Origin of the sequence: Methylorubrum sp. B1-46 (genome assembly GCF_021117295.1) — a bacterium.
Taxonomy (GTDB): domain Bacteria; phylum Pseudomonadota; class Alphaproteobacteria; order Rhizobiales; family Beijerinckiaceae; genus Methylobacterium.
Genome location: NZ_CP088247.1, coordinates 5,365,066 through 5,389,100, shown reverse-complemented (window position 1 = coordinate 5,389,100; position 24,035 = coordinate 5,365,066). Strand labels below are relative to the sequence as shown.

General features: G+C 58.3%; 17 protein-coding genes, 1 tRNA gene and 1 pseudogene. 12 read left to right on the top strand and 7 right to left on the bottom strand.

All coding sequences use genetic code 11. The features are described from left to right. The first annotated feature begins 726 nt into the window (after window positions 1-726). The gene (locus LPC10_RS24950) at window positions 727-906 is read left to right on the top strand and encodes a hypothetical protein (RefSeq protein ID WP_231344938.1); all 180 of its coding nucleotides are present in this window, start codon (window positions 727-729) and stop codon (window positions 904-906) included. Between the two features lie 236 nt (window positions 907-1,142). On the opposite strand, the gene rpsT is transcribed toward LPC10_RS24950, so the two are convergent. Continuing rightward, window positions 1,143-1,409: a 30S ribosomal protein S20 gene (rpsT, locus tag LPC10_RS24945; RefSeq protein WP_108942715.1), complete on the bottom strand. Its 267-nt coding sequence runs from the start codon at window positions 1,407-1,409 to the stop codon at window positions 1,143-1,145. A gap of 284 nt (window positions 1,410-1,693) precedes the next feature. Between rpsT and LPC10_RS24940 the strand changes: the two genes are divergently transcribed. From LPC10_RS24940 to LPC10_RS24930, 4 genes and pseudogenes are all read left to right on the top strand, one after another. After that, window positions 1,694-1,768, top strand: a tRNA-Thr gene (locus LPC10_RS24940). Window positions 1,769-1,847: 79 nt separating this feature from the next. Continuing rightward, window positions 1,848-2,039, top strand: a pseudogene (locus tag LPC10_RS25755) (hypothetical protein); the annotation flags it as partial. A gap of 207 nt (window positions 2,040-2,246) precedes the next feature. Then, entirely contained in the window at window positions 2,247-3,197 is a 951-nt protein-coding gene (locus LPC10_RS24935; RefSeq protein ID WP_231344937.1) for a tyrosine-type recombinase/integrase, read from the top strand. 445 nt (window positions 3,198-3,642) lie between these two features. After that, window positions 3,643-6,111 (top strand): hypothetical protein, encoded by a 2,469-nt coding sequence (locus LPC10_RS24930; protein WP_231344935.1) that lies wholly within the window; start codon window positions 3,643-3,645, stop codon window positions 6,109-6,111. A gap of 67 nt (window positions 6,112-6,178) precedes the next feature. On the opposite strand, the gene LPC10_RS24925 is transcribed toward LPC10_RS24930, so the two are convergent. After that, window positions 6,179-6,544, bottom strand: a complete 366-nt coding sequence (locus tag LPC10_RS24925) for a hypothetical protein (RefSeq protein ID WP_231344934.1) — start codon at window positions 6,542-6,544, stop codon at window positions 6,179-6,181. Beyond that, on the bottom strand, window positions 6,544-8,073 hold the full coding sequence (locus tag LPC10_RS24920; protein ID WP_231344932.1) for an ADP-ribosylglycohydrolase family protein: 1,530 nt from the start codon (window positions 8,071-8,073) through the stop codon (window positions 6,544-6,546). The genes LPC10_RS24925 and LPC10_RS24920 overlap by 1 nt, the downstream gene beginning before the upstream one ends. A gap of 556 nt (window positions 8,074-8,629) precedes the next feature. Between LPC10_RS24920 and LPC10_RS24915 the strand changes: the two genes are divergently transcribed. Both LPC10_RS24915 and LPC10_RS24910 read left to right on the top strand, forming a co-directional pair. Continuing rightward, window positions 8,630-9,748: an adenine-specific methyltransferase EcoRI family protein gene (locus tag LPC10_RS24915; protein ID WP_231344930.1), complete on the top strand. Its 1,119-nt coding sequence runs from the start codon at window positions 8,630-8,632 to the stop codon at window positions 9,746-9,748. Continuing rightward, entirely contained in the window at window positions 9,714-10,796 is a 1,083-nt protein-coding gene (locus LPC10_RS24910; protein ID WP_231344929.1) for a DUF262 domain-containing protein, read from the top strand. Before LPC10_RS24915 ends, LPC10_RS24910 begins: the two co-directional genes overlap by 35 nt. A 265-nt stretch (window positions 10,797-11,061) precedes the next feature. Here the strand turns inward: LPC10_RS24910 and LPC10_RS24905 are convergent, their stop codons facing one another. Then, window positions 11,062-11,625 (bottom strand): recombinase family protein, encoded by a 564-nt coding sequence (locus tag LPC10_RS24905; protein ID WP_231344928.1) that lies wholly within the window; start codon window positions 11,623-11,625, stop codon window positions 11,062-11,064. Window positions 11,626-11,959: 334 nt separating this feature from the next. On the opposite strand from LPC10_RS24905, the gene LPC10_RS24900 reads away from it, so the two are divergent. After that, on the top strand, window positions 11,960-12,868 hold the full coding sequence (locus LPC10_RS24900; protein WP_231344927.1) for a hypothetical protein: 909 nt from the start codon (window positions 11,960-11,962) through the stop codon (window positions 12,866-12,868). A 1,483-nt stretch (window positions 12,869-14,351) separates the two neighbouring features. Next, window positions 14,352-16,682: a PAS domain-containing protein gene (locus LPC10_RS24895; RefSeq protein ID WP_231344926.1), complete on the top strand. Its 2,331-nt coding sequence runs from the start codon at window positions 14,352-14,354 to the stop codon at window positions 16,680-16,682. A gap of 61 nt (window positions 16,683-16,743) precedes the next feature. Here the strand turns inward: LPC10_RS24895 and LPC10_RS24890 are convergent, their stop codons facing one another. After that, window positions 16,744-17,514, bottom strand: a complete 771-nt coding sequence (locus tag LPC10_RS24890) for a Crp/Fnr family transcriptional regulator (RefSeq protein WP_370644750.1) — start codon at window positions 17,512-17,514, stop codon at window positions 16,744-16,746. Window positions 17,515-17,956: 442 nt separating this feature from the next. On the opposite strand from LPC10_RS24890, the gene LPC10_RS24885 reads away from it, so the two are divergent. From LPC10_RS24885 to LPC10_RS24875, 3 genes are read left to right on the top strand one after another with little or no spacing between them, the layout of a single operon-like run. Then, window positions 17,957-19,855, top strand: coding sequence for an MHYT domain-containing protein (locus LPC10_RS24885; RefSeq protein ID WP_231344924.1), 1,899 nt, complete (start codon window positions 17,957-17,959; stop codon window positions 19,853-19,855). Window positions 19,856-19,857: 2 nt separating this feature from the next. Next, a complete protein-coding gene (locus LPC10_RS24880; RefSeq protein WP_231344923.1) occupies window positions 19,858-20,304 on the top strand; it encodes a response regulator in 447 nt (148 codons plus the stop codon). Beyond that, window positions 20,301-21,341, top strand: coding sequence for a response regulator (locus LPC10_RS24875; RefSeq protein WP_231344922.1), 1,041 nt, complete (start codon window positions 20,301-20,303; stop codon window positions 21,339-21,341). The genes LPC10_RS24880 and LPC10_RS24875 overlap by 4 nt, the downstream gene beginning before the upstream one ends. 287 nt (window positions 21,342-21,628) lie before the next feature. Here the strand turns inward: LPC10_RS24875 and LPC10_RS24870 are convergent, their stop codons facing one another. Both LPC10_RS24870 and LPC10_RS24865 read right to left on the bottom strand, forming a co-directional pair. Further along, window positions 21,629-21,895: a hypothetical protein gene (locus tag LPC10_RS24870; RefSeq protein ID WP_231344921.1), complete on the bottom strand. Its 267-nt coding sequence runs from the start codon at window positions 21,893-21,895 to the stop codon at window positions 21,629-21,631. 133 nt (window positions 21,896-22,028) lie between these two features. Continuing rightward, entirely contained in the window at window positions 22,029-23,990 is a 1,962-nt protein-coding gene (locus tag LPC10_RS24865) for a cytochrome C oxidase Cbb3 (protein ID WP_231344920.1), read from the bottom strand. Window positions 23,991-24,035 lie beyond the last annotated feature (45 nt).

The window sequence follows — 24,035 nt, the reverse complement described above, 5'->3', positions numbered from 1 at the left end:
CACCGTGTCTCCTCGCATCCAAGCCGGCGGACCGGAGGGGATGCGTACGCATACGCCACACGAGAGAAGGCCACGCCCGACTCGGGCGGTGCCGGAAATGGCCGCAGCGCTGTCAAGAGCGGCGCTGCGGGCCACCGCTAAAGATGGCTGTGTATCAACAATCCTCTATCGTTCTCCTAACAGCGGGACGATCGGGGAAAACATCTGCGCGCGCGGCGCGTCATGTGCCTGGGATCGGAGAGTCGAAGCCCAGCCCGCAACTTGGGGAAGACTCGGGCCGATTCGTCGATCGACTTGGACCGGGCCCGCCGTTGCAAGATTTTGTTAATCTACACGGTGCGGAGCGGCGGGCGCAACGGTGACTCCTTGACCTATGGTTAACGCGAAGTTGTCGGTGCCTCGATCGGACCGCTGCAAGCCGCGATTCGGGATAACCGGACGGGACCTGTGGAGAAGACGAAGCGCACGGTGCACAAGTCCGGCTCTGGAGGCCCTTGCGCCTCGGCGGCCGCGCGTCCGAACGCCATGGCATCCGCCCAGGGTTTCCACGGCTTCGGCCCGCGGTTCCCCAACCCTCGATGTCGGCGGGCCATATCATCGCGACGGCACCGCGGGTGGCCTCGGCGATCCGGCCCCGGATTACGGACATGGATCGGACGAAGGATCGCGATTGAAGAGACTTCAGCTCGCTCGATGGCGTGAAGGGGGAGCTCGACGGCCTACGGCATGCTCGACGAAATCGTCGTTGCGGACTGGCTTCTCATCGAGCCGCTCGATCTCGGCGAGCATTTCGCCTGGATCGGATCGGCGAAGATTGTCGTCCATGTTCAGGACAACAGGGTGATTGCCGTGGGGATCAACCAGAACGTCTTCGCAGCGGACGAGGTGGCACGGACACGAGCGTGAGTCGATCGAGCGAAGGGATGCAAGACAGAAGGGCAAGACATAAGGGAATGATGCGCGGCAGGCACCACAGGAATGGCGGCGAAGCCGCGGTTCCGGACGATCAAGCCGAGCGGGCAACAACGCCCAAAGATCGGAGGGATCGAAAAAAAGCCCGACCGAAGGGCCGGGCTTGATCAAGCTTCGAGATGGCGCGTCTCTCTGGCGACCTTCCGGCCGAAGAGAAGACCCGCGAGGCCTCAGGCTGCGATCGACTTCACGCGAGCGGCGAGGCGAGACACCTTCCGCGAGGCGTTGTTCTTATGAACGATGCCGTGCTGGGCGGCGCGCATGATCTCCGGCTCGGCAGCGCGAAGAGCGGCGAGGGCCTGGCCCTGATCGCCGGTGGCGATCGCCTCCTCGACCTTGCGAACGAAGGTGCGCATCCGCGAACGGCGCGAGCGGTTGATCGCGGTACGCTTGGCGATCTTGCGGGTCATCTTCTTGGCCGACACGGTGTTGGCCATGGGGCATCCTCGTTTGGTCGTGGCGGCAACGACCCGGTCCGGAAGCATCCGGTGTCGGTCAGCGCAGCCTGATGATAAGCAAAGGCGAAACGACCGGGCGCAGTGCTGCGGCCGGACGTGGAGGCCGCTCTATAGCCATGCCCCCGTGATCCGTCAACAAATCGTCACGCCGGCCGTCCCGCGGACCATTCGTGCATTTTGTTCGCCTAAAGAGCGTTGCCAAGCGGAATTCGATCGGCTAATGCCGCGTTCAGTTCGGCGGCGGCACCGCCCCCCGACACCGCGCTGCGGTAGCTCAGTGGTAGAGCACCTCATTGGTAATGAGGAGGTCGAGAGTTCAATCCTCTCTCGCAGCACCATTCTTCCCTAACGATATCAGTAGGTTAGGGCGAACGACACGCTGAGGATGACCGCACTCTCACACAGCGGTCTCACACATTGTCACTCAGAATAGCGCGACCGTGGAAGAACCCTAGGACGGGCGTTTTTCATCTACGGCAGCGAACGCCTATCGATCTTCTCGGACGCTTGAAGGGACAGTGCGTCTGCCTTCCCATCGGAGATATGCGGGCGTCCATAACCGTCGGTCCAATCGTTCAAGCATCATTGCGAACGAAAGAACCGCGTGAGGCCCGCCAGCGTCATTCGATTGCGGATGGCGCCCTCAAGCGATTTTGGCACGAGCAGCGCGTCGGTCCCTCTCCAACCTTCGATAGCAGTGACGCTGATGGAGGTAGGAGTGAGCATGTTCTGACGACGCCGCTCCTACAGATTGCCGTGACTGGCGACCGCGAATCGATTCCGGCAGTGTCTGACTCGGCCTCGGCGCCCCTAAGCGTGGACGCACTGTTTGAGCGGTGGGCAGCCTGCAACGCCGATAAGCGGGCACGGAACACGATCAAACGGTATCGTGCCAGTTTTCGTTCACTCGCCGCCTTTGCCAGCCAGCGTGATGCGCGCAGCCTAAGTGCCGACGACCTATTCGAATGGGCTGAAAAGCGCCGTGATGTCGAAGGCGTTTCACCGCGTGCAATCAATAAAAACGATCTGGTGGCGGTCAGTTCTGTTTTCCAATGGGCTTGCGGTCGATCTGGAAGACAAGTTCTGACGCGCAATCCAGCCAGGGGCCTATCTCTCGACGAACCTCGGGTTGTCGGACAGCGTGAAAGAACGTTCCGAGAGCAGGAGATCATCGCGATCCTGAAAGCAGCTTCGGCGGTACAGCAGGATCATGCTCATCCAACACGCTCGGCCGTTAGACGTTGGTGCCCGTGGCTAGCAGCCTACTCAGGAGCAAGGATCGCCGAACTGACTAGTCTTTTCAGGGAGGATATACGTATCGAATGCGGCGCTCTGGTCATGGACTTGCGGGTCACAAAAGCCGGCGAACCCCGCACTGTCCCGCTCCATAAGCATCTGCTCGAACAGGGGTTTTTGGAGTTCGTGGAAGCGTCAGGCAGCGGACCGCTATTTTATGACCTTAAACGACACAAGGCGAATGCAGAGACTTCCCCCGCTGAGCAACAAGCGAAAGCAGTGGCGAAGTGGGTTCGGGAAACTGTGCATCTTGATCCTGGCGTCGATCCCAATCACGGCTGGCGGCACACATTCAAGACAAGAGCACTTGGCGCAGGGATAGAAGAACGGTTACGTGACGCTATCACCGGTCATCGTGTTGCATCAGTAGGACGACGATACGAAACACCGTCGTTATCAATGCTAAGCGGTGCGATTGAACGGTTTCCTCGCTACGAAATCAGCACCAGCACGGCAACGCAACAACACTAGTCTAAGCGTGTCGAGGTCGCAAGAAAAACACTCCTCCCCCTGCATCAAGCTTAAAGCACCTAGAATCGCATTTCGTGACTGTCATTACGATCGGAAGTTTTTGGAGCGTGAATAAACTAGACAAGTTGCAGCAATAATCCTGGCGCATTGATGATGTTCGATATGATAGCAGTTTGGATCGATGTGCCCATTCAAGACGCCTTATCGTAACCTCGGACAATCTAGCTAATCTTCTATTGTGAACATTTCTTCGCTACAACACTTCTACTGACCAAGCACACACCAAGGATGAGAGTGCGGTCGGTAGCAACGCATATCAATCCAACATCTACTATCGTGAGCAGATTCGTCCTTTTCACGTATTATAGTAATGCATTGGTAGCTGTATAGACTTAGAGAAGGTAACATTACATTGTACTACAAAATATGTTTTCAGACTAGCGTGATGCCTACACAGCATCATACCGAAACTCCGAATATCGAGCTTCCAGAGTTTCAGAAGTCAGTTTTCTACTACGACTCCCGCAGGGCCGGTGGTGGCAAGACGCGTGACATTATATCGGCAGCGGGTAAGAGGGCCGAGCGAGGACAGAAGTGTCTTATCGTTCAACCTACTACCGGACTCATTGATGAAACGTTTGACAATCTGAAAAAGCAGTACCCGTCGATCATAGTCCGCAAGTTCCACTCCGATGATGGAGAAGGCGGTTATGTGAGCTTGAGGGTGATGAAGTACTTTAACAATGCCGATCTTGCAGGCGCTGTTGTATTAATCACCCATAGAACCCTAATCAGCCTGCCCTTCTTCTATCATAAAGATCGCTGGTCCGTCTATTTCGACGAATCTCCAAATGTGTTCGAAACATTTAGTGAAAACTTGTCGATAAAGCACGACCTCATCACCGATCATGTTCGCACAATGGATGCGGCCAGTGCTTATAGCCGTTTGAAAGTTACGAACCGGTCCGAGATGGTTAAGTTGGCACAGAATCAAGGCCAGGATACCATTGTCGGACATGTTCAAGACTTAGCCAAACTTCTGTTGTCGGAGCACTATGATAGTTACGTAAACATTGCGAAGTTCGAGGCACTCAAATCTAAGACATCGAACGATGGTATCCTCTCTGTGTTCTCCATCCTGAAACCAAGCATTCTGGATGGCTTCCATAGCGTGACTATATCCGCTGCGTTGTTCGAAGAAACCTTCGTCTTCCATCAGTGGTCTCAGGCGGGTGTCATATGGCAGAAATCTTGGGAGTTGGCACGTGAGAATGACTGCAACTCCCATCCGTATAACCCGAGCGTAACCATCTACTATGGGTACGAGCTACGATATTCGAAGTATCTACGAAACAAACTCGGTGGTGACAACACACCGATCATTGCGGCTACGGTCAAGAAGCTCGGGCGTGAAAGGTATGTGCGAGTTGAGAATAACGACGTCAAGCTTGAGAGTCCTTTGAATAAACTTGTAGGCGACAATCTCATTCCCGGCATCTCGCATGGTCTCAACCGATACAGAGATGTTCACCACGCAGCAATCATCATTTCTGCTAATCAGATACCGGAGGCTAGCAAGTTCCTGAGAGAGTATTGCGACTTCGATGATGATAAGCAGTTCAGGGCGTTCACCGATCATAGCGTCTACCAAGCGATCTGTCGTACGTCTATCCGGGATAATGATCTGGCCCATGATAAGACGTGGATAGTTGCTTCGAAAGACACCGCTGATTGGTTGCATCGAATCTTCCCTGGTTCACGTGTCGAATCACTCGGACTAGTTCAACCTGAGAAACAGAAGGTGGGCAGGAAGCGCACCCATAAAGGTGGTAATGAAAGGAAGAAAGCATCAAAGGAACGTATTCGAGTCGAGCTATCACTCGCCTCGGGCTTCGCCCATAACATTGATTCGTCATATCTTGAACAAGTTAGTTATCTCAATGGCGACGAATCAGCTATTAAAGATGTAAGCTATTTCGTCGCCCGATTCAGGGGTTCTTTCTTCAATAACTACTTTTCAACTGATCCATTTGTCATATCGAAGACAGAGGACCAGTTCATCGCCTATCTGAGGAATCATTCTAGACATGTGTACACGAGCAAAAACGAAATACCTTGTGTCAGCGGTGCCCTGTTCGACGTGACAAAGTCCGATGATACCAACAGAGGCGAGAATAACGTCGAGTTGGTCCGAGGTATGTGGATCGATATCGAGAAGGGGACTATGAGTCACGAGGACTTCTCTAGATCATTCCCATATCTACGCTTTGTCGCCTACAACACGTTTGGTCACACAAAAGACAGACACCGTTTTCGTATTTACATCCCCACTAGTAGAGTAATGATGGATAATGAGTACAGAATGATTTACAATGAGATAGTTTATGTACTTGAAACGGCTGGATACCGATCTGAGAAGCTGTCCGATGAAACGTGTCGGAGGAATCTAACAGGTAAGCATCACGGTATTGATCGCATTCCTCATCCTTGTGCTGTCTTCGCTCTCCCGTGTCAGGCTCAAGAGCGATCAGCGAGCTTCTTCAAAGAATACAAGGGTGATCGACGGGCGCCACTTGATGTTGATGACTGGATACAACACCGGATTGCTCCTGACGATACGTCTATGCCATTCAAGTACGTACCAGAAAGTGAGGATCATCTAGAAATCAGTCTGGAACAACGTGCGGGAATCGATACGTGTATGGCGGAATGGTACCGTATCGGTGTATTTCCAGGAGAGGGAGATACAGCGATGTTCATGTTATATCGATCTCTATGTGCCTTGAAGCTGCATCCTCAAACGATCTCTGAGCGTCTATATGAAGCAGCACAATCCGCGCATTCACCGAAGGACAGACGGAGGCAGGCTGATCGATTGATGACTAGCCTTCGGCGCTGGTACAAGTCAGGCTAGGGATCGCGTCTATGGAGCTAGGGGATGTCTCGTACCATTCATGATTTGAGACATCCCTCAACAAGCCCTACTTGCTAACCTCTAGGCTTGCCCTCTCATTTGTATTCGACATAGAGGCTGTTCCAATCGTCATCGTCCAGTCCAACTTTTCTAGAATAGTTCCGTCAAGACCGATCCGAATCCCTTTCTTCGGAGCAAGGTTGATGACTATCGAAACTGGACGTCCGAACGATGGTATTTCCTTGCCTCCAAATCGATCAAGCTTAACCTGTAATCCTGCCAATGCCTGATCGATGAATGTGTCTTCCGGCTGCGACAGGTCGAGGTCGATGCGTTTCAGATTCGCCGCTCCCAACGCCCATATCGTCATAAGCGAAGTAGGCGGCCAGTTCGCAGTTTCGATCACGGCATAGGGGATGAAGGGTTCGTCCATCAGTGCAGGCTCTCCGTGAAGAGACGATCTGCAAGGCCCTCGATCCGATCATTCCACGCGAGACGTTTTCGCCATCGTTCGGGAATGCCTGAAAGACCGTAGTAGGAACCGGCAAGCTGTCCTACGGTTGCCGCCGTAGTGTCAGCATCATCGCCCAGGTTCACCGCCTTTAGGACAGCCTCCGAAAAGCTGCCTGACGAACCCACGCACCATAGGGCCGCCTCAAGCGAATGGAGGACGTAGCCGGAGGATCGGATGCCGTCCCGGTGCTTACCCCGCCACGATCCTTCGATGATCGCCTGCACACCATCACATAGAGGATGGCCGCAGGATGCGCTCAGAACGTCGGTGAGAGGCTTTCCCTGGATCGCCGAGGCTAGGATCGCCGAGAACGCTTCACAGGCGTCTACGGCCTCTTGAGCGCCATGGGTCGTGTAGCTTTGCCGTCTTGCTGCGTTCCTCAGGCCGTCGGGATCATTCCAGTAGCGGATCGCGACCGGCGACAAGCGCATCAGACTCCCGTTGCCGGCCGTCATCCTATTAGTTGGGCCAGCGCGAACGTCGCCGGTCTGTTCGAAGTAGGTGAGGGCGGTCGCAGTCACGTTGCCGATATCGAAGCAGCGGCCCGTGACGGAGTTCTCGCCTTCCCTGAACCATCGGCAGAACCGTTCGAGTAGGTCACGTTCATCTAATCCGCCGCACGCGATCAGACTGTCCGCGAGGCACAAGGCCATCGACGTGTCATCCGTCCACTGACCCGGCCTCAGATCGAAGGGACCACCGCCAGACATGTCTGTGACGGGATCGAAGCTGCCACGCGGTTCGAACTCGACCGTGGTCCCGATAGCGTCACCCACGGCTAAGCCGACCAGGGCACCAAGGGCACGATCCTTGATCGCGTCTAGTGTTGCTGATGGAAGGCGTTCGGGGATAGACCGGATACCGTGGACGTACCGTTCCTGCTCAAGGGTCTCGATGGCGCCAGGACGAGCCTCACGAACCCTCTGAATGGCATCCTCGGGATCAGCACCAAGCTCCACTAAGAGACGCGCCGCGATGGTCCCGGCACGTCCGAGGCCACCCTTACAGTGGACGCAGACTTTGAAGCCGTTCCTAAGGCATGACCGCAGCCCTCCGCCGACCGTCACCCATGCTGCCTCAAACGCTTCGTCGGGGATCGACACATCCGGGATGGGAAGGTGGAGCCAATCGATACCGCGAAGCCGACACTCAGCCTCAAGACCGGGAACCCTGAGGGCCTCGATCTCGTGATCCTCGATCAGGGTGACGAGTGCGTTAGCTCCAAAACCGGCTATGGCCTTGATATCGGTCTTGAGATCGCGATTCCACGAGCCTGCAGCCCCATCTGCCTGAACTTTACCGGGACAGAACGTGATGCCGATCTCCCCGAAGCCAGTACCAGCCGGAAGCGTCGCAATCTCAAGGGGATGCGTCAGGCTGGTTCTCTGTTTCGGCTGACTGTGACAACCGAAGACCGTTTGGAAAGTATGGTATGTATCCTCTGACATAGAATGAATGCTCCTATCACCAATCTATGCCACACATGATTATTATTCAACAAATATCTTTTGAGCTCTCTGACTAGCGGTAGCTTCAATAATGACGAGCGCAAGCGTCCGGTCGTCCTGCGAGAGGCCGTTTAGGATTAGCTTGATACCCGACAACATTCGTTTATTCCTGCTTACTATCGGCCGTCTCAGCCATGAACGTCACCGGAACTCTTGTGACTTGGCTGATGCGGCAAAAGTGCCGAGTTAAGGCAGGTAAACACCTCTCACGATGCTAGAAACAGCTTCCTTTGTTTTCTCAATGAGTCCGACTAGCCGTTCTCGAGTGAGGTCGGCATTCTCACGGGCATGCGTGGGCTGCTTTCTTCCCTAACACCTCCGACTTAATAGGGTGAAACCGGCATTCCATTGAACAGCAATCCAAACTGCGCAGCTTAGTGGCCTCGTGTGGATATCCGGATGAGCCGAACGATGCCAGCGTAAGATCGTGCTGGACGACACCGACCTTGGTACTATACGGGATAGGCGATTGTGCCCGCCGATATCGGAGACGTGAGTGGCTAGCAAGGTTTTAAACGGAAACTTCGCAGAAGCCAAGAGAGTCAAGGAAGATGAGTTCTATACGCAGCTCGCCGACATTGAGCGCGAACTCAGACATTATAAAAAGCACTTTCAGAATAAGACTGTTTACTGCAACTGCGACGATCCTCATATCAGTAACTTCTTTCATTACTTTAGCTATAGCTTCGAACAGCTGGGTCTTAAAAGGTTGATAACGACCTGTTATAAGAATCAAGACGCAAACTTATTCAGCCGCAATGACTCAGATTTCGCCCTATACCTTGAATACTTCGGCGACAAAAATGGAAACATGGTACCTGATCCTAAAGAGATCGGCATCAAGCCCCTCAACGGTGACGGCGATTTCCGCAGCCCAGAAAGCATCGATCTGCTCAAGCAGGCCGACATTGTGGTCACAAACCCTCCGTTTTCTCTGTTCCGTGAGTATGTTGCGCAGCTAATCAAATACGATAAAAAGTTTATCATCGTTGGAAATCAAAACGCTATCAGCTATGCTGAAATATTCCGACTTATCAAAGACAACAAGTTGTGGCTGGGCTACAATAATGGGGACATGAAGTTCAGGGTGCCTGACTACTATGCTCCTCGCGACACGCGCTTTTGGATAGACGATGAAGGGAAAAAGTGGCGAAGCCTCGGCAATGCCTGCTGGTTCACCAATCTTGACATTGCCAAGCGTCATGAAAGTCTCATCCTATACAAGAGCTACAATCCCAACGACTATCCAGCATATGATAACTATGATGCCATCGAAGTTTCCAAAGTCGTTGATATACCTGCCGACTATAACGGCATCATGGGTGTGCCTCTGACTTTCCTCGACAAACATAATCCTGATCAGTTCGAAATCCTAGGACTCAGCGGGACAGATTATCCAACTACAAAAACATATGGGAAAAAGGAGCGGGTCGTAGACGGAGTGCGCAAGAAGTCCCTCACTGGAACACTGGGTTCTGTCATCAGAACAGAATCGTTCGGAGCGGGGGCTCATTTCGATGTTGGCTATCCTGTCAAGGGCACATACAGGCGTCTGTTTATCCGGCGCAAGGGGGCAAGACATGAAGATACAGCTCCAAAAAGTCACAATCCGTAATCTTACCGAAGGTTATGCTGATAATAACGAGGCGGGCGTTGTCGGCTACGGGGGTCAACTCGACATCCGTCCGCCCTATCAACGCGAGTTTATCTACAAGGACAAGCAGCGAGATTCTGTTGTTGAGACAGTATTTAAAAACTTCCCTCTAAATGTGATGTATTGGGCCGTACGAGATAGCGGTGACTTCGAAGTCATAGACGGCCAGCAACGCACAATATCTATCTGTCAATACGTTGCAGGAGATTTCTCCTTCAAGGGACGTTTCTTTTACAATCTTCATTCCGACGAGAAGGAGCAGTTCCTTAAGTATGAGCTAATGATTTACCAGTGCAGTGGGACGGACAGTGAGAAACTTGATTGGTTTCAGACCATCAACATTGCCGGAGCACAGCTGACCAATCAGGAGCTTCGCAACGCTGTCTATGCCGGGTCGTGGGTAACTGACGCCAAACGGTACTTTAGCAAGACTGGCTGCCCCGCCTACAATATAGGAAGCAAGTACATCACTGGTGAGTTGAATCGTCAGGCTTACTTAGAGACAGCCATCGACTGGATCAATGGCGGCAATATCGAACAATATATGGCGTTGCATCAGCACGACTCTGATGCAAGCAAGCTATGGCTTTATTTCCAGGCGGTGATGGCATGGGTACAAGTCACATATCCAACTTACCGCAAAGAGATGAAGTCTGTTCCTTGGGGCACGCTATACAACCAGTTTAAGGACGAACCGCTCAACTCAAAGGAGTTGGAAGCCGAAGTGACTCGTCTAATGCTGGACGAAGACGTAGAGCGCAAACGAGGCATTTACTCATATTTGCTAGATCGCAAGGAGAAACACCTCAGCATTCGAGCCTTTAGCCCTTCCATGAGACGTGAGGCATACGAGCGCCAAAAAGGCGTATGTCCGGACTGCGGCAAGCATTACGAGTTTGAGGCTATGGAGGCTGACCACATCACGCCTTGGCATGAGGGTGGCAAAACTACGGCCGCCAACTGCCAAATGTTATGTATGGAGGACAACCGCCGAAAGGGTGGACGCTAGATCAGTGGGCCGGCAAATGTGGTCGAACAGATGGTCTGGGGAAAGTATCCGCCTTCATATTAGAATCGGGCGACCTATACCCAGCAGCAAGGGGATGATCCAGCATTGGAAGCGGCCGCTCATATCGTTAGGCTGAAAGGTATCGATCTCGGCGATGGCCCGACCACATCCGCCGTTGCCAACGCCATAGTTCACAGTGCATGAATCCCTGACTACTAAGCAACCTCGAACTACCAGAGCGGCACCTATCGAGTTGCTTTGACGATCAGACGGATTGTGCGAGAGCCTCCGAACCGATGATCCGGTAAACTTGCATACGCGAGCAACCGAGCGCCTTGGCGATAGCGGCGGGTCCGTGACCTTCTGCCTTCATTGCCAGCACCTTGCTTCGGTCCAGCCGCCGTGTCCCACCCTTGTAGACACCCTTCGCCTTTGCCGCCTGAATGCCCTCCCGTTGACGCTCGAGGATGAATCGGCGCTCCATCTGCGATACCATTCCGAGGACGGTCAGCACGATCCTCCCACTCTCGCCACGGGTTGAGACGTGAGGGTCAAGGACGGTGAGGTAGGCGCCACGCTGATCCAGTTCGTGGACGATGTTGAGAACGTCCCTGGTGTCTCGCCCCAACCGGCAGCACCGTACCACGACTAACTCGTCACCCTCACGGATGAAGTCGAGGATCGCCGCCAGTTCCGTGCGACCGTCGCGGGATACACCGGACACCTTCTCTGATCGGATCGGCTGGCACCCTTCGGCCTTGAGCCGTTCGATCTGGATGTCGAGAGACTGATCCTCCGAACTGCATCTCGCATACCCGATCCTCGCCAAGCGTCACTCCAAGCTCTAGACCCAGTGACAATGCCGTAACATCAAAGACCATGCAAGCCTGATGTTACACTGGCGCTTAGGGAGGATCGTAGGCGATGTTACGTCACGCCACGGTGCACCCACATATGACAACCCAACGTCGCTTGAGCCGACAGCGACGCTTACTAAGGGGCTGCCATCGGAGATCGATTGGAACGACGCGGGATGAGCCGCGACCGCCTGCAATGCCTTCCACACCTTACTTACCGCCTCGAGTTGCAATCGCTATTTCAAGTATGCTCTCCTAACACCCTTGGCCTAGCCCTAAGGCATTGTCGGAAGAAGATTCATTTCGATGTCGGCCGTTGTTCAGTTCAGCATCTCATATTCTGGTAAGCAGTCAGACGATCATATCATAGATTTTTATGATGTATCTGATGCGCTGGTCGGCTTTCAACGATACCTCGCGCTTACGACACACTTCTTACTCAACGGCGAGATTATTACGCAGGCTCCCAAACTCAAAAAGGCTAGAATATACGCTCTGCCGGCAGAGGAGGGGAGCTGGAAGTTTACTGTCAATATAGCGATGCTCGGCGCCACATTAGCAGCGGTTAATCATGGAATATTCGTCATTGGAACCGCCGACAAAGACACGCCTATAGGCAACCTTGGTCGATCAGTATATGAGTATGTCGTATCAGAACTTACCGGAGTTAATCCCGATTATGAGAAAACAATCGGGAAGGTATACAGAGAAGAAAAAGCCAAAAATCCGAACTTTCCAGACCTTAGTCAGCATAGGCTAGATTCTCTTACCGAGAAATGTCAGGGCGCGCTGCTGAGAATGCATCGCCCTATTGTGGCTTCTAAAACAGCGAAGAAGGCTACGCTGCGTATAAACGAAGGCACTGGCGACGTAAATATGACGGGGAACCTGGACAAAGACAGCTACGATTATATGGCTCACGATATCAAGGACAAGAATGAAGTCGCGGTTGTGGGTCGTGTCACCAGCTACAACGTTAACACCTATAAAGGCCGCATATATCTTCCTGCTGAGAAGCGCCCCATACCATTCGTACTGTCGGAATATTCGCGCGACAAGGCTACTGTAGATGCCATTATAGACAGCCTGTCAGCCACGGCGAGAGACAAGATTGACGGCACCAGCGACATCAAATGCTTTGTATGCAGAACCAAAAGTAGAAGCAAAAGATTGAAAAGTCTTTTGATAACAAACGTACTCGCCCCCCAACAATGATTGCACCATAGTTTGATAACCGGCCCCCAACATGATTATGAATAGATCAATACTAATCATCATGGTCTAGATATTCGTTGAAGCCATCAATCGAATCCATATCGACGATGCGTTAGGTTCGGTTGACGGATACACTAAACTCTCGCACAATACGGTGTATCAAGTCGTACTCAGCTTCGGATCAACAGTAAAATGATGGTTCGAGTCCTCCTGGCTGGAACTTCACATCTTCTTTCAAGTCGTCACGAAGCGTCACAAATCACCGCTCAGGAAGCATAGCCGGTCGATTTGCGTGATTGATCCGCTGCCATCGTTGAAGTATGTTGACCTCGTAACTGGCTGATCATAAACGTGATTGTGGAGCAGAATGGTTGCCTACCCTTCGAGGAAGCTTCATTTAGCGTCCCTCCGAAGGCAAAACAAATATATCATGCACGCATACCGTAGGCTTGTAGATGGGTGATTCGGCAACTCAACCATCAGCCAGTCATTGTTGCGCTTCCGAATCTTTACCCACGTCGAAGCCTGACCGAGCGTCATGATCCTCGTTCGAAAAAAATCCTATGAACGTGTCGGAAACACGATTCGTTAGGTTCGCTTGACGGATACATAAAACTCTCACACAATACGGTCGATCAGGTTGTCCTTTGTACTGTTGTTAAGGTGTATTCGTTAGAGTTCAATCCTCTCTCGCAGCACCATTCTTCCCCCATCATCATTTCCGGCGCGACCGCGAATACCTTGACCGTTGGGTCCGGAATTGCGTTGTGCGTCGATGGATTGTCCCAAGACACGTGATTTTCAGTACGCGCTTGCCGCAGGCCTGCTGAAAATCGGTCAATCAGGATTGCACCCGACAATCTGGCGTTTTGACAGGACACGATTCGGATTTAGATCACATAAATCTAAGCAATCGCGCAATTATTATTGTAAATCTATAGATCTATAAAGCACAAATCATTTGATGTGCCGTAAAATACCGATGAATTTCGGTGATTTGGATCGATACCACAGCGTCTTCCGCAGGCCGCACGTTGCCGAAATCGTAGGATGCGGCACCTGGATCGGGATATTAACTGTCCCGAGCTCGACGTTGACGATTTGATTGATATCGCGCATGGCACCGCATCTGCGCTTGCGCGTTATAGGACGAATAGCTGCCAATCGGGCTGGATTCCCTCTGCGACAGAGACGGTCCAGTAAAGGATTTTTATCTTAAATTCATATCGGAGGCCAATGCATTGCCTGGGACAAGAAAAGCATTACACTCTATTTCAGAAATTTAGCAAGTCGATCCGGATCGTAATGTTGGAATTTTCAGTGACCATCTTCCGAGTACCCTCGACTCGGTGAGCTCGAACTCCGTCTCACCATCGATCGGACCGAACCGAGGCGTGGCTGCTGGCCGTGTCGGAACCCCTTCTTTGCGTATGGTTCGGTCGATGCAGCGTTTCGCGGCACGACCAGTGCGGGAGTTCAGCCGATGAGCGCCTCAGCGATGTGTCAGGACCAACATCGGCATCGCTCGCCCGATCGCGTGGCGACCCAGGGTATCGCGGCCTTGCCGGTCATGCTCGAAATCATCTGCCGTATCGCCGGCTTGGGCGTTGCAGCCGTTGCACAGATCAAGGACGATGCGTGGAAGGTCTGCAGCGTCAAGGATGATGTTGGCTTCGGCCTACGAGAGCACGACGTGTTCCGTATCGATGCCGTCCCTTGGCAGGAGATGCACACGCATCAGCGGCCGATTGTCATCGACGATGCGGGGGACGATCAGGCGATCCATCGGCTTTCCGATTTGGAGCGCTTCGGCTTTCGAAGCTGCATTGCCTTCCCGATCACGCTATCGCAGGGGGGCCTATTCGGAGCCCTCTGCGCGTTCGGCACGACGCCTGCTCGACTGGATCAGACGGAGATACGAGGGATATTCCGGCAATTCGCCGAACTCATCGGACTGCAGCTCGACGCGCAGCGTCAATCGTCCGGGCCGACGGGTTCGCTGTACGATGACGCGGTGATCGCATCCTCAAGGGGCGAAGAGCCGCTCGCCACCGTGATCGAACATCTGCCAATCGCTGCCGGATTGTTCACGCCGGAGGGCCGAGTCCTCCTCGATAACCCGATTCTTCGTCGGCTTCTCCGGCAGGGCCTCATCCCCGGCGTGGACTTCGGCACAGATCCGCGGTGGGCCGGTTGTGCGGCGGACGGCACCGTCCTCGATCCGCGCGAACATCCTTTCGCAAGGGCATTGCGCGGCCACGTCACGCTGCGCACGCGCTTCCTCTATCGGACGGACGACGGTTTCGAGCGCTGGATGCGTATCAGCGGGTTGCCTCTCAGAAGTCGTACCGCGCCGGCATGGCAAGCGAACCCGCCCGCGCCGGCCGTGCTCCTCATCGTCGAGGAGGAGCACGAGGCGGAACGGACAGCGGACGCGCTGCATCAGAGCGAGGCTCGACTACAGGCCGCCGTCGATCTGATCGGTCTGTCACCCTGTGATTGGAACCCGGTTACAGGGGCGCTGAACTGGAACGCGCGCCTCAAGGCGATCTGGGGATTGCCACCCGATGCGCAGGTCGATCGCTCCGCCTGGCTTTCGGCCATCCACCCCGAGGACCGTGCGCGCGTGGAGAATGCGATTGCCCGCTGCGGCGACCCGGCCGGAGACGGCATCTACAATATCGAGCACCGCGTGATCGGGATCGAGGACGAGGTCGAGCGGTGGGTGGCGATGCACGGTCGCACCGAATTCGAGGATGGTCGACCCATTGGCTTTGTCGGCGTCGGGCTCGAGATTACCGAACGGAAGCGAGAGGAAACCATCCGTCGCGAGAACGAGGAGCGCTTTCGGCGATTTGCCGAGCACTCGACCAACGTCCTCTGGCAGGCCAATCTCGAGAGCCGGCGCCTGACCTATCTCAGCCGCGCCCTTCGGCACGTCTGGGGCGTCGCGCCCGAGCAACTGGCATCGATCGAGAGTTGGCTTGCGACGATCCATCCCGATGACCGGGACACCGCGTATCGTACGGTCGAGCGCGTGGGCGGTGGCGACGTTGCCGTCTTGGAGTACCGCATCCTGCGCCCTTCCGACGGCACCGTTCGGCGCATACGTGACACCTTCTTCCCGATTCGGAGCGAGGATGGTCGCATCCGTCACATGGGCGGCATCGCCGAGGATGTGACCGGCCGTACCGGTGCACGGATATACGTGGTGGACGAGAATCCGGGCTCGCGGCAGGCACTGCTCTCATTGCTGCAGCCGGCCGGCTACGAGGTTCAGGTCTTTCCCAATGCCGCGGCCCTGGCGGAGATCGCGGGATCTCTGCAGCCGGGCTGCGTGATCCTCGACATGGAGGCGGCCGGCCCAGAAAGCCTCACGGTCGCGAAGGCGCTGAAGGCCGGTGGGCTCTCCTTGCCCGTCGTCATGATCGGGCGCAGCCACGGCGATGTCGGTTTCGGCGTGCGCGCCATGAAGGCCGGCGCCGTCGATTATCTCGAAAAGCCGTGGCAGCCCGCGGCGCTGTTGACCGCGGTGTCGGCCGCCTTGGCCGAACTGCGTACCGACACCGAGCGAAGCCAGGCGCGCGACGACGCCAAGCTTCGCATCGGCGCCCTGTCGCAGCGGGAGCGGGAGGTTCTTGAAGGATTGCTCGCCGGGGGCACGAACAAGTCGATCGGCCGGGCCCTCGGCCTCAGTCCCCGCACCGTCGAGATTCACCGAGCCCATGTCATGGAGGCGCTCGGGGTCAAAACCCTGCCGGAAGCCGTGCTGATGGCAGCCAGAGCCGGGGTGCAGCCGACCCGCGACCTCTGACGGATCTGGCAAGGTCTCGCCGGACGCCCCCGGGTCGCCGCCCCGAAACGGGGAGGGAGCCCTAAGCGGCGGGGCGGTCGCTCGCGGAGGGGCGGAGCGGCGTCGCCGCGGGCTTGAGATAGGACCCGTCGTATTCAGCCAGTGACTTGAGCCCGTCGGGCCTGAGGATCGTGAGCCTGCGGCCGGAAAGCTCGATGAGCCCATCGCGGCGAAGCTTCTGCAGGACGCGGTTGACGTGCACGCACGACATTCCGAGCGTATCGGCGAGATCCGCCTGCGTGATGGGGAAACTGTACTGGTTCTCCGAGGCGAGCCCGGTCGTCCGGAGCCGCAGCAGCATCTCGCACAGGAAGTGGGCCAGACGCTCCGGGCCGGACCGGGACCCGAGATTGGTGATCCACTCTCTCAACGTCGCGGCCTCGGTGAGCCGGGCTATTTGCAGAGCGTGCGCGATCCTCGGGCGTCGGCGGATGAGGTCCTCGTATTCCGGGCGCGGAATGAGGGCGAGACGACAGGCCGTCAGCGTTCCGAGGGCGCAGTCGAGCGGCAGTCGGAAATCGAGATCGAGTTCGAACAGGTCGCCGGGGAGGAGATAGGCTGTGATCTGGCGCCGTCCGTTCGGCAGGAACTTGTAGCGGCAGGCGAACCCGTCCAGGACCAGGATGGCGCTTTCCGGAATGTCCGACTGATGGAGGAGCGGAGTTTGCGCCGGGTAGCGGCGAGCACCCGCCGCCAAGCCGTCGAGTTCCCGGACATCGCCTGATGTCAGTTCCACATGCGCAGCGAGCTTGCGTCGCAGAGGATTGCCGGACTCCGACTCGATCACGCCCATTCGGAGTGTCGCCTCGTGATCGTGACGAGGATCGACAGCCTGTTTCTCATCGGGCGGTGCGTGAACCGGCGCAGGCATGAGAACGGATGTGATGAGGCGATTCGGATGAAGTGGCCGCATACGTTTTCGGTACTCGATGTCACAGGCTGCCGGACTATGCGGCTCGGCCTGTAACGTCGCATCCGGCACTTACCTTAGGTAGTCCCCCATGTCAAAAGGTTGTGTCCGCACCCCGAAGACGGTGTTTTAGGGACCTTTCGCAACTAAACAATCAGCTCCGAGCCCGACGGAAGGACACGATAGCGTCAGACGCTGCGGCGATGTAACTTTCGTCAATCTCGGGCGGTCGCGCCGCACCCGGCTCGCATCGCTGTGATTTGCGGCGCTGATCCGGTCATGCCCGAGCCGCGCAATCGACGAACACCCGAGTTCCGACACGACGATGGTTTCCACAGGCTACAACGCGGCTCTCGTGGCGCTGTCCGTCGCCATCGCCGTGCTCGCCTCCTACACGGCACTCGATCTCGGCTGGCGCATGCGTAGCACCGGGTCACGCGCGCGCTGGGCTTGGCTCATCGGCGCCGCCCTCGCCATGGGGGGCGGCATCTGGTCGATGCATTTCGTCGGGATGCTGGCCTTCGAGATGGGCCTTCCCGCGGCCTACGACCTCGGCAGCACGCTGCTGTCGCTTCTGATCGCCATCGGTGTGACCGGGGCGGCCTTGGCATGGCTCGGCCGCGGCGGGGCCGGCCGTTTGGATGTTCTCGTGGCCGGGCCCGTCATGGGGATTGGCGTCGCGGCGATGCACTATACCGGGATGGCCGCAATGCGGATGCCCGGCAACCTCGCCTACAGCGCGCCGATCGTGGCGTTGTCCGTCGGCATCGCCGTCGTGGCCGCGACCGTCGCCTTGTGGCTGACCTTTCGGCCGACCGGCGTCTGGCAGCGCTTCTTGGCCGCCCTCGTCATGGGCGTGGCGGTGGCCGGCATGCATTACACCGGCATGGCGGCGGCCACGATCACCGCTGAGGAAGCGGGCATCCATTCCGCCCATCTCGCCGCGACGAGCGTCGATCAGCAGAACCTCGCCCTCTCCGTCGCGGGCGTCACCTTCGTCATCCTGTTCCTCGCCATGCTCGCCGCCGCGTTCGACCAGCAGCGGATCCAAGGTGAATTGCGGGCGAGCGAGGAACGCTTTCGAGCCGCCGTCCGAGCTGTTCGCGGCGTTCTGTGGACCAATGATCCGCAGGGGCGGATGACTGGCGAACAGCCCGGCTGGGCCGCGCTGACCGGACAGACCCGCGCCGAGTATGAGGGCTTCGGCTGGGCCGACGCCGTTCATCCGGATGACCGGCTGCCGAGCGTCGAGGCCTGGAACGCGACGGTGGCAGCCCGCAGCACCTTCGTCCACGAACACCGGGTGCGCGCGAGCGACGGGCTGTGGCGCCACTTCTCAATCCGCGCGGTCCCCGTGCTCGACGCCCAGGGCGCCATCCGCGAATGGGTCGGCGTCCATACCGACATCACCGAGCAGCGCGAGGCCGAAGCCGAGCTGCGGGAATCGAACGAGGAAATCCAGCGCTACGCCTACATCGTCAGCCACGACTTGCGCGCGCCGCTCGTCAACGTGATGGGCTTCACCAGCGAGCTGGAGGCGGTTCGCGAGGAATTGCGTACCCTTTTGCGCGATCATCCGCAGGGTAAGCGGATCGACGACGACATCGGTGAGTCGCTGAGCTTCATTCAGGCGGCGATCATCAAGATGGAGCGGCTGATCGCGGCGATCCTGAAGCTGTCACGGGAGGGCCGGCGCCGCTTCAATCCGGAGCCGCTCGCGATGACTGCCCTCGTCCGAGGCATCGCCGATGCGCAGCGGCATCAGGCCGGCCGTCAGGGTGCGACGGTCACCGTCTCCGAGACGCTGCCTGAGATCGTCGCCGACCGCCTCGCCGTTGAGCAGGTGTTCGGCAACCTCATCGACAACGCTCTCAAGTATCTCGACCCCGCCCGACCCGGTCAAATCGCGATCTCGGCCGGGCCCGCGCCTGGTAAACGGATCCGGTTCACCGTGTCCGACAACGGCCGGGGCATCGCTCCCCAAGATCACGGCCGGATCTTCGAGCTGTTTCGGCGCTCCGGCGTGCAGGATCGCCCGGGGGAGGGGATCGGCCTCGCCAGCGTGAAGGCGCTGGTGCGCACACTCGGCGGACGAATCGAGGTGTCCTCGCAGCCGGGGAAGGGCACAACCTTTATCGTGACGCTGCCGCGCGAGCCGGTTACAGGCCGAAGCGAGGCGGCGACATCGAACCCTCCCGAGACGATGTCCCTGGCCGCGGAGTGACCATGCAGCCGCCCTTCCACGCCGTCAGCATCGTGATGATCGAGGATGACGAGGGTCACGCCCGTCTCATCGAGCGGAATATCCGCCGCGCGGGCGTCAATAACGAGATCGTGCCGTTCCGTGACGGCACCTCGGCGCTCGAATTCCTGTTCGGTGCCGACGGCTCGGGCGAGGTCAGCAACCGGCGCCATCTCCTGATCCTGCTCGACCTCAACCTGCCGGACATGACCGGCATCGACATTCTGGAGCGGATCAAGGCCAATCCGAACACCAAGCGTTCGCCGGTCGTCGTCCTGACGACGACCGATGACAGTCGCGAGATCCAGCGCTGCTACGATCTCGGGGCGAACGTCTACATCACCAAGCCGGTCAATTACGAAGGCTTCTCGAACGCGATCCGTCAGCTCGGGCTGTTCTTCTCGGTCATTCAGGTACCCGAGAACTCATGAGCGACGCGAGTCCGGCCCTTATCCTCTACATCGACGACGATCCCGGCCTCGGGCGCTTGGTACAGCGCTCGCTCCAGGCACGGGGCTATCGGGTCGAACTCGCCGTGAGCGGCGAGGAGGGGCTGGCGCGGGCGCAAACCGGCGGGATCGATCTGATCGCCCTCGACCACCACATGCCCGACCGGACCGGGCTTGACCTGCTGCCGCTGCTCCGCAGCCTGCCGGATGCGCCGCCGGTCGTCTACGTCACCGGCTCCGAGGACAGCCGGGTCGCGGTGGCGGCCCTCAAGGCGGGCGCGGTCGATTACGTCTGGAAGGACCTCCACGGACAATTCCGCGAATTGCTCGGCGGGGCGGTCGACACGGCCCTGCGCCAGGAATCGCTGCGGCGGGACAAGGAGCGGGCGGAGGCCGCCGTCCGCGAGGCGCGCGACCGGGCGGAGCTTCTGCTGCGCGAGGTGAATCACCGGGTCGCCAATTCGCTGACCCTCGTCGCCGCACTCGCGCGCATGCAGACCAATGCGGTGGCCGATCCGGCCGCCAAGCAGGCCTTGGAGGAGATGCAGGCCCGCATCTCGGCCATCGCCGGCATCCACCGCCGGCTCTACACCTCGCAGGACGTGGAGGCCGTGGAACTCGACGCCTACCTCACGGGGCTCGTCGAGGAATTGCAACTCGCGATGAAGGCGTCTGGCCGCGACCACGCCATCCGTCTCCAGGCGGAGCCGATCCGGCTCGCCACCGATAAGGCGGTCTCGCTGGGCGTCGTCGTCACCGAGCTGGTCACCAACGCCTACAAATACGCCTACCCGTCCGAGACCCAGGGCGAGATCCGCGTGCGCGTCGTGCGGGAGGGGCCCGATACGCTTTCCCTTGCGGTGGAGGATGACGGCATCGGCTGGACGGGGGAGGGCGAGGCGAAGGGCACCGGCCTGGGCTCGCGCATCATCCGGGCGATGGCCTCCAACCTGCGCTCCGCGTTGACCTACGCTCCCGGTCGGATTGGGACGCGAGCCGTGCTGTCCTTTCAGGCCTGATCTCGGATCATCGGTTCGGCGAGCGACGGAAAGACTCGGCCAGTAGCCTCGGCCCGCCAGAGCGTGACGCGTGATGCTGCCTGAGATTTCCGCTCTGGACAGGACCATGGAAGCTTGGCCTGAGGCGATAATTTCTATCGCAATCGATGAACCGAGTCCGCCGAGACAGGTTGCCCGAGCGGCAGGTCTGCTGCCTGTTTCTCCCAAGACTTCGACCCGCCCGACCCTGTCGGCGCGGGCTTCTTTTTGACCGGGGACCCTCTGATCGAAGATCGGTCGTCGGGCCCTCAGAAGCGGCGGCAGCGAACGGCCTCGTCGGCGAGGGAAGTGCGCACGACCTGCCCACCTGCCGCCTCGCAGGTCGAGCGGAACGACCGTTCGGGCCGGTGAAAACCCCAGATGGCGATCATCGGCGCCACCATGATGAACACGGTCATACCCATGATGAAGGCGGGAAACCATTCCGGCATCGGCCGGGAGGAGGGCGGTTCCGGACGGATCGGCGGCATGGGTGCCAGGAAGGCCAGGAGCGGGAGCAGATCCAAGGCGCTCATGGTTCGGGGTCTCTCGCGATGGCGGTACGGACCGCCGAGGCTGGACGTCTCGGGATCAACGCGTCGTCGTCCTATCCGGTCACGTTGAAGACGGAAGGCGATGCGTCGCAGGTCTGGTTGGCCGGCCGGGCGCTCACGGCACCGGGACCGGCTCGGTCAACGCGTCGACCGACAGCAGGTAGGTGACGAGGTCGCTCTGCTCATTGCCGCTCACGCCGGCGGCCGTATCCGCCCAGTAGCTGTGGCCTTTGCCCGTGACGCGGGCGGTGCGCGCCTTTTGTGAGGCGGCATTCGCTGCAACGACGCGCGCGCGCAGGCCGCGATCGACGAGAGCCCTCAGACTGTTGGCCGGATCAGGCGCGACGCCTGCGTCGAGCGTGCCCGGAACGCCGAGTTGCCTCTCCGCATCGGGACCGACCGCGACACCCGAGTCGTGCAGATAGGGCGCGCTCCAAGCGAGACCGACGAGATTCTGCACCTTGTAACCGCCCCTGGTGCCGGCATGCGCCCAGGCGAGCTGCACCTGCTTGAGGACATCGCCCTCCAGAGGAATCGGGACGAGCTTCGGATCGGGCGGGAGCGGAAAGGGGGTGTCGGTAGCAAAGACAGCCGGGGGCGCGAGACGCGCCTCCATCCGTACGGTCGATCGCGCACGGCTCGGCTGCGTCCCGATCTCCTCGACCGGAATGACCCGGTTGTTGCTGAGCGCCGGCCCGGCATGGCAACCGGCGCAGCCCACGCGCTCGAACACCGCGCGGCCACGCTTCACTTGCTCCGCGTCGACAGCGACACCGGGCGCACGCAGGAGATTCTGAAAGGCCGACATCGCATTGTTGGCGTAGTTGGCGGGTTCTCCCGGCACGGAAGCCAGAAGTCCGTTATCGGTCATGTAGTTCGTCGCAGGGAAGCTCGGCAGCACGGCGTAGCTGTTGAGACCCGATGTCCCCGGCGTCGGGTCGGCCGCTTCCAGTACCTCGGTGGGGAGCTTTCCAGAGCCCGGCTCGTAGCGGAGCGACGCCGCCGCGGCGCCCTGCAGCACCGTTCCGAGATAGACCTGAGGATCGATCCCGAACAGGGTCTTGGCGGCTCGCGTCTGCTGCGTCGTATCGGAATTGGCGGCGTGAACGTTGTTGTTGAGCGCCGACAATCCCCTGAAGGGTCCGATCCCGGCCCGCCCGCTCCAGCTATAGGGCTCGGCATAGGCCGAGAAGCTCGACGGGATCGAGGTCGGGTTGGTCTCGCGGTCGGCGGAGGAATCGAAGCTGCCGGCGGGCCAGCTCGCGACCTCCACCTTGGCCGCCGCCTCGAACGCGGCCCGATCGGGCAGCAGTGCCTGTCCGCCATCCTCGGTCGTCATGCTCCGGGCCGGATCGCCCGGATGGGCGGACGGGTCGGCGCTGCCGTGCATGAAGTAGGCGGTCGCGTTGCTCGCCAGCGCCATCAGCAGGCCGGCATTGAGGTCGGTGTTGGGCGCACCCTCCACCACCTTGCCCGAGGCCGGATCGACTGCTGCATGACAAAGCGCGCAGGTGATCCCCATGCGCAGGCGTCCGCGGTCATAGAAGGTGCGGATGCCGAGGATGAAGGCCGAGCCCCGCGGCACGTCGAGCCCGGTCGGCACCAGTTCCCCCGTCTTCCAGACCCTGTCGCCCACCGTCACGTCGCGGGCCATGCGGACCTGGAGATTGGACGTGCCCGCACCGCCGAGCAGGAGGATCGCGCGAGCCACTTCATAGGGCGTCACGCCGCCGTCAAGCATTCCCATCACGTCGGAGAGGAACACTTCGTTGCCGAAGGTCTCGCGATAAAAGGCGTTCCGGCCGCGCGTCACCAGCGCGTCGTCGATGGCAACGGCGCCCTTCTCGGCGGACAGATCGTTGCGCCCCTCCGGCGTGGCCTTGAGCCGCTCAGCCTCATCCCGCGCAACGCGCCGGCCGAGGATGTCGTACGCGGTCTGCAATGGGTAGCGCCCCGGATTCAGCAGGTCCGCCTCGTCCGGCATCGGCGCGTAGCTGAAGCGGGCGATAGCACCGAGCGCGATGATGGCGCCGGCTGCAACGGCGGAGATGGTGAGAAGACGAAGTGGCCTCGCCATTAGGGCGCATATCTCCGGCGGCAATAGGTGAAAAAGATGTTTCCG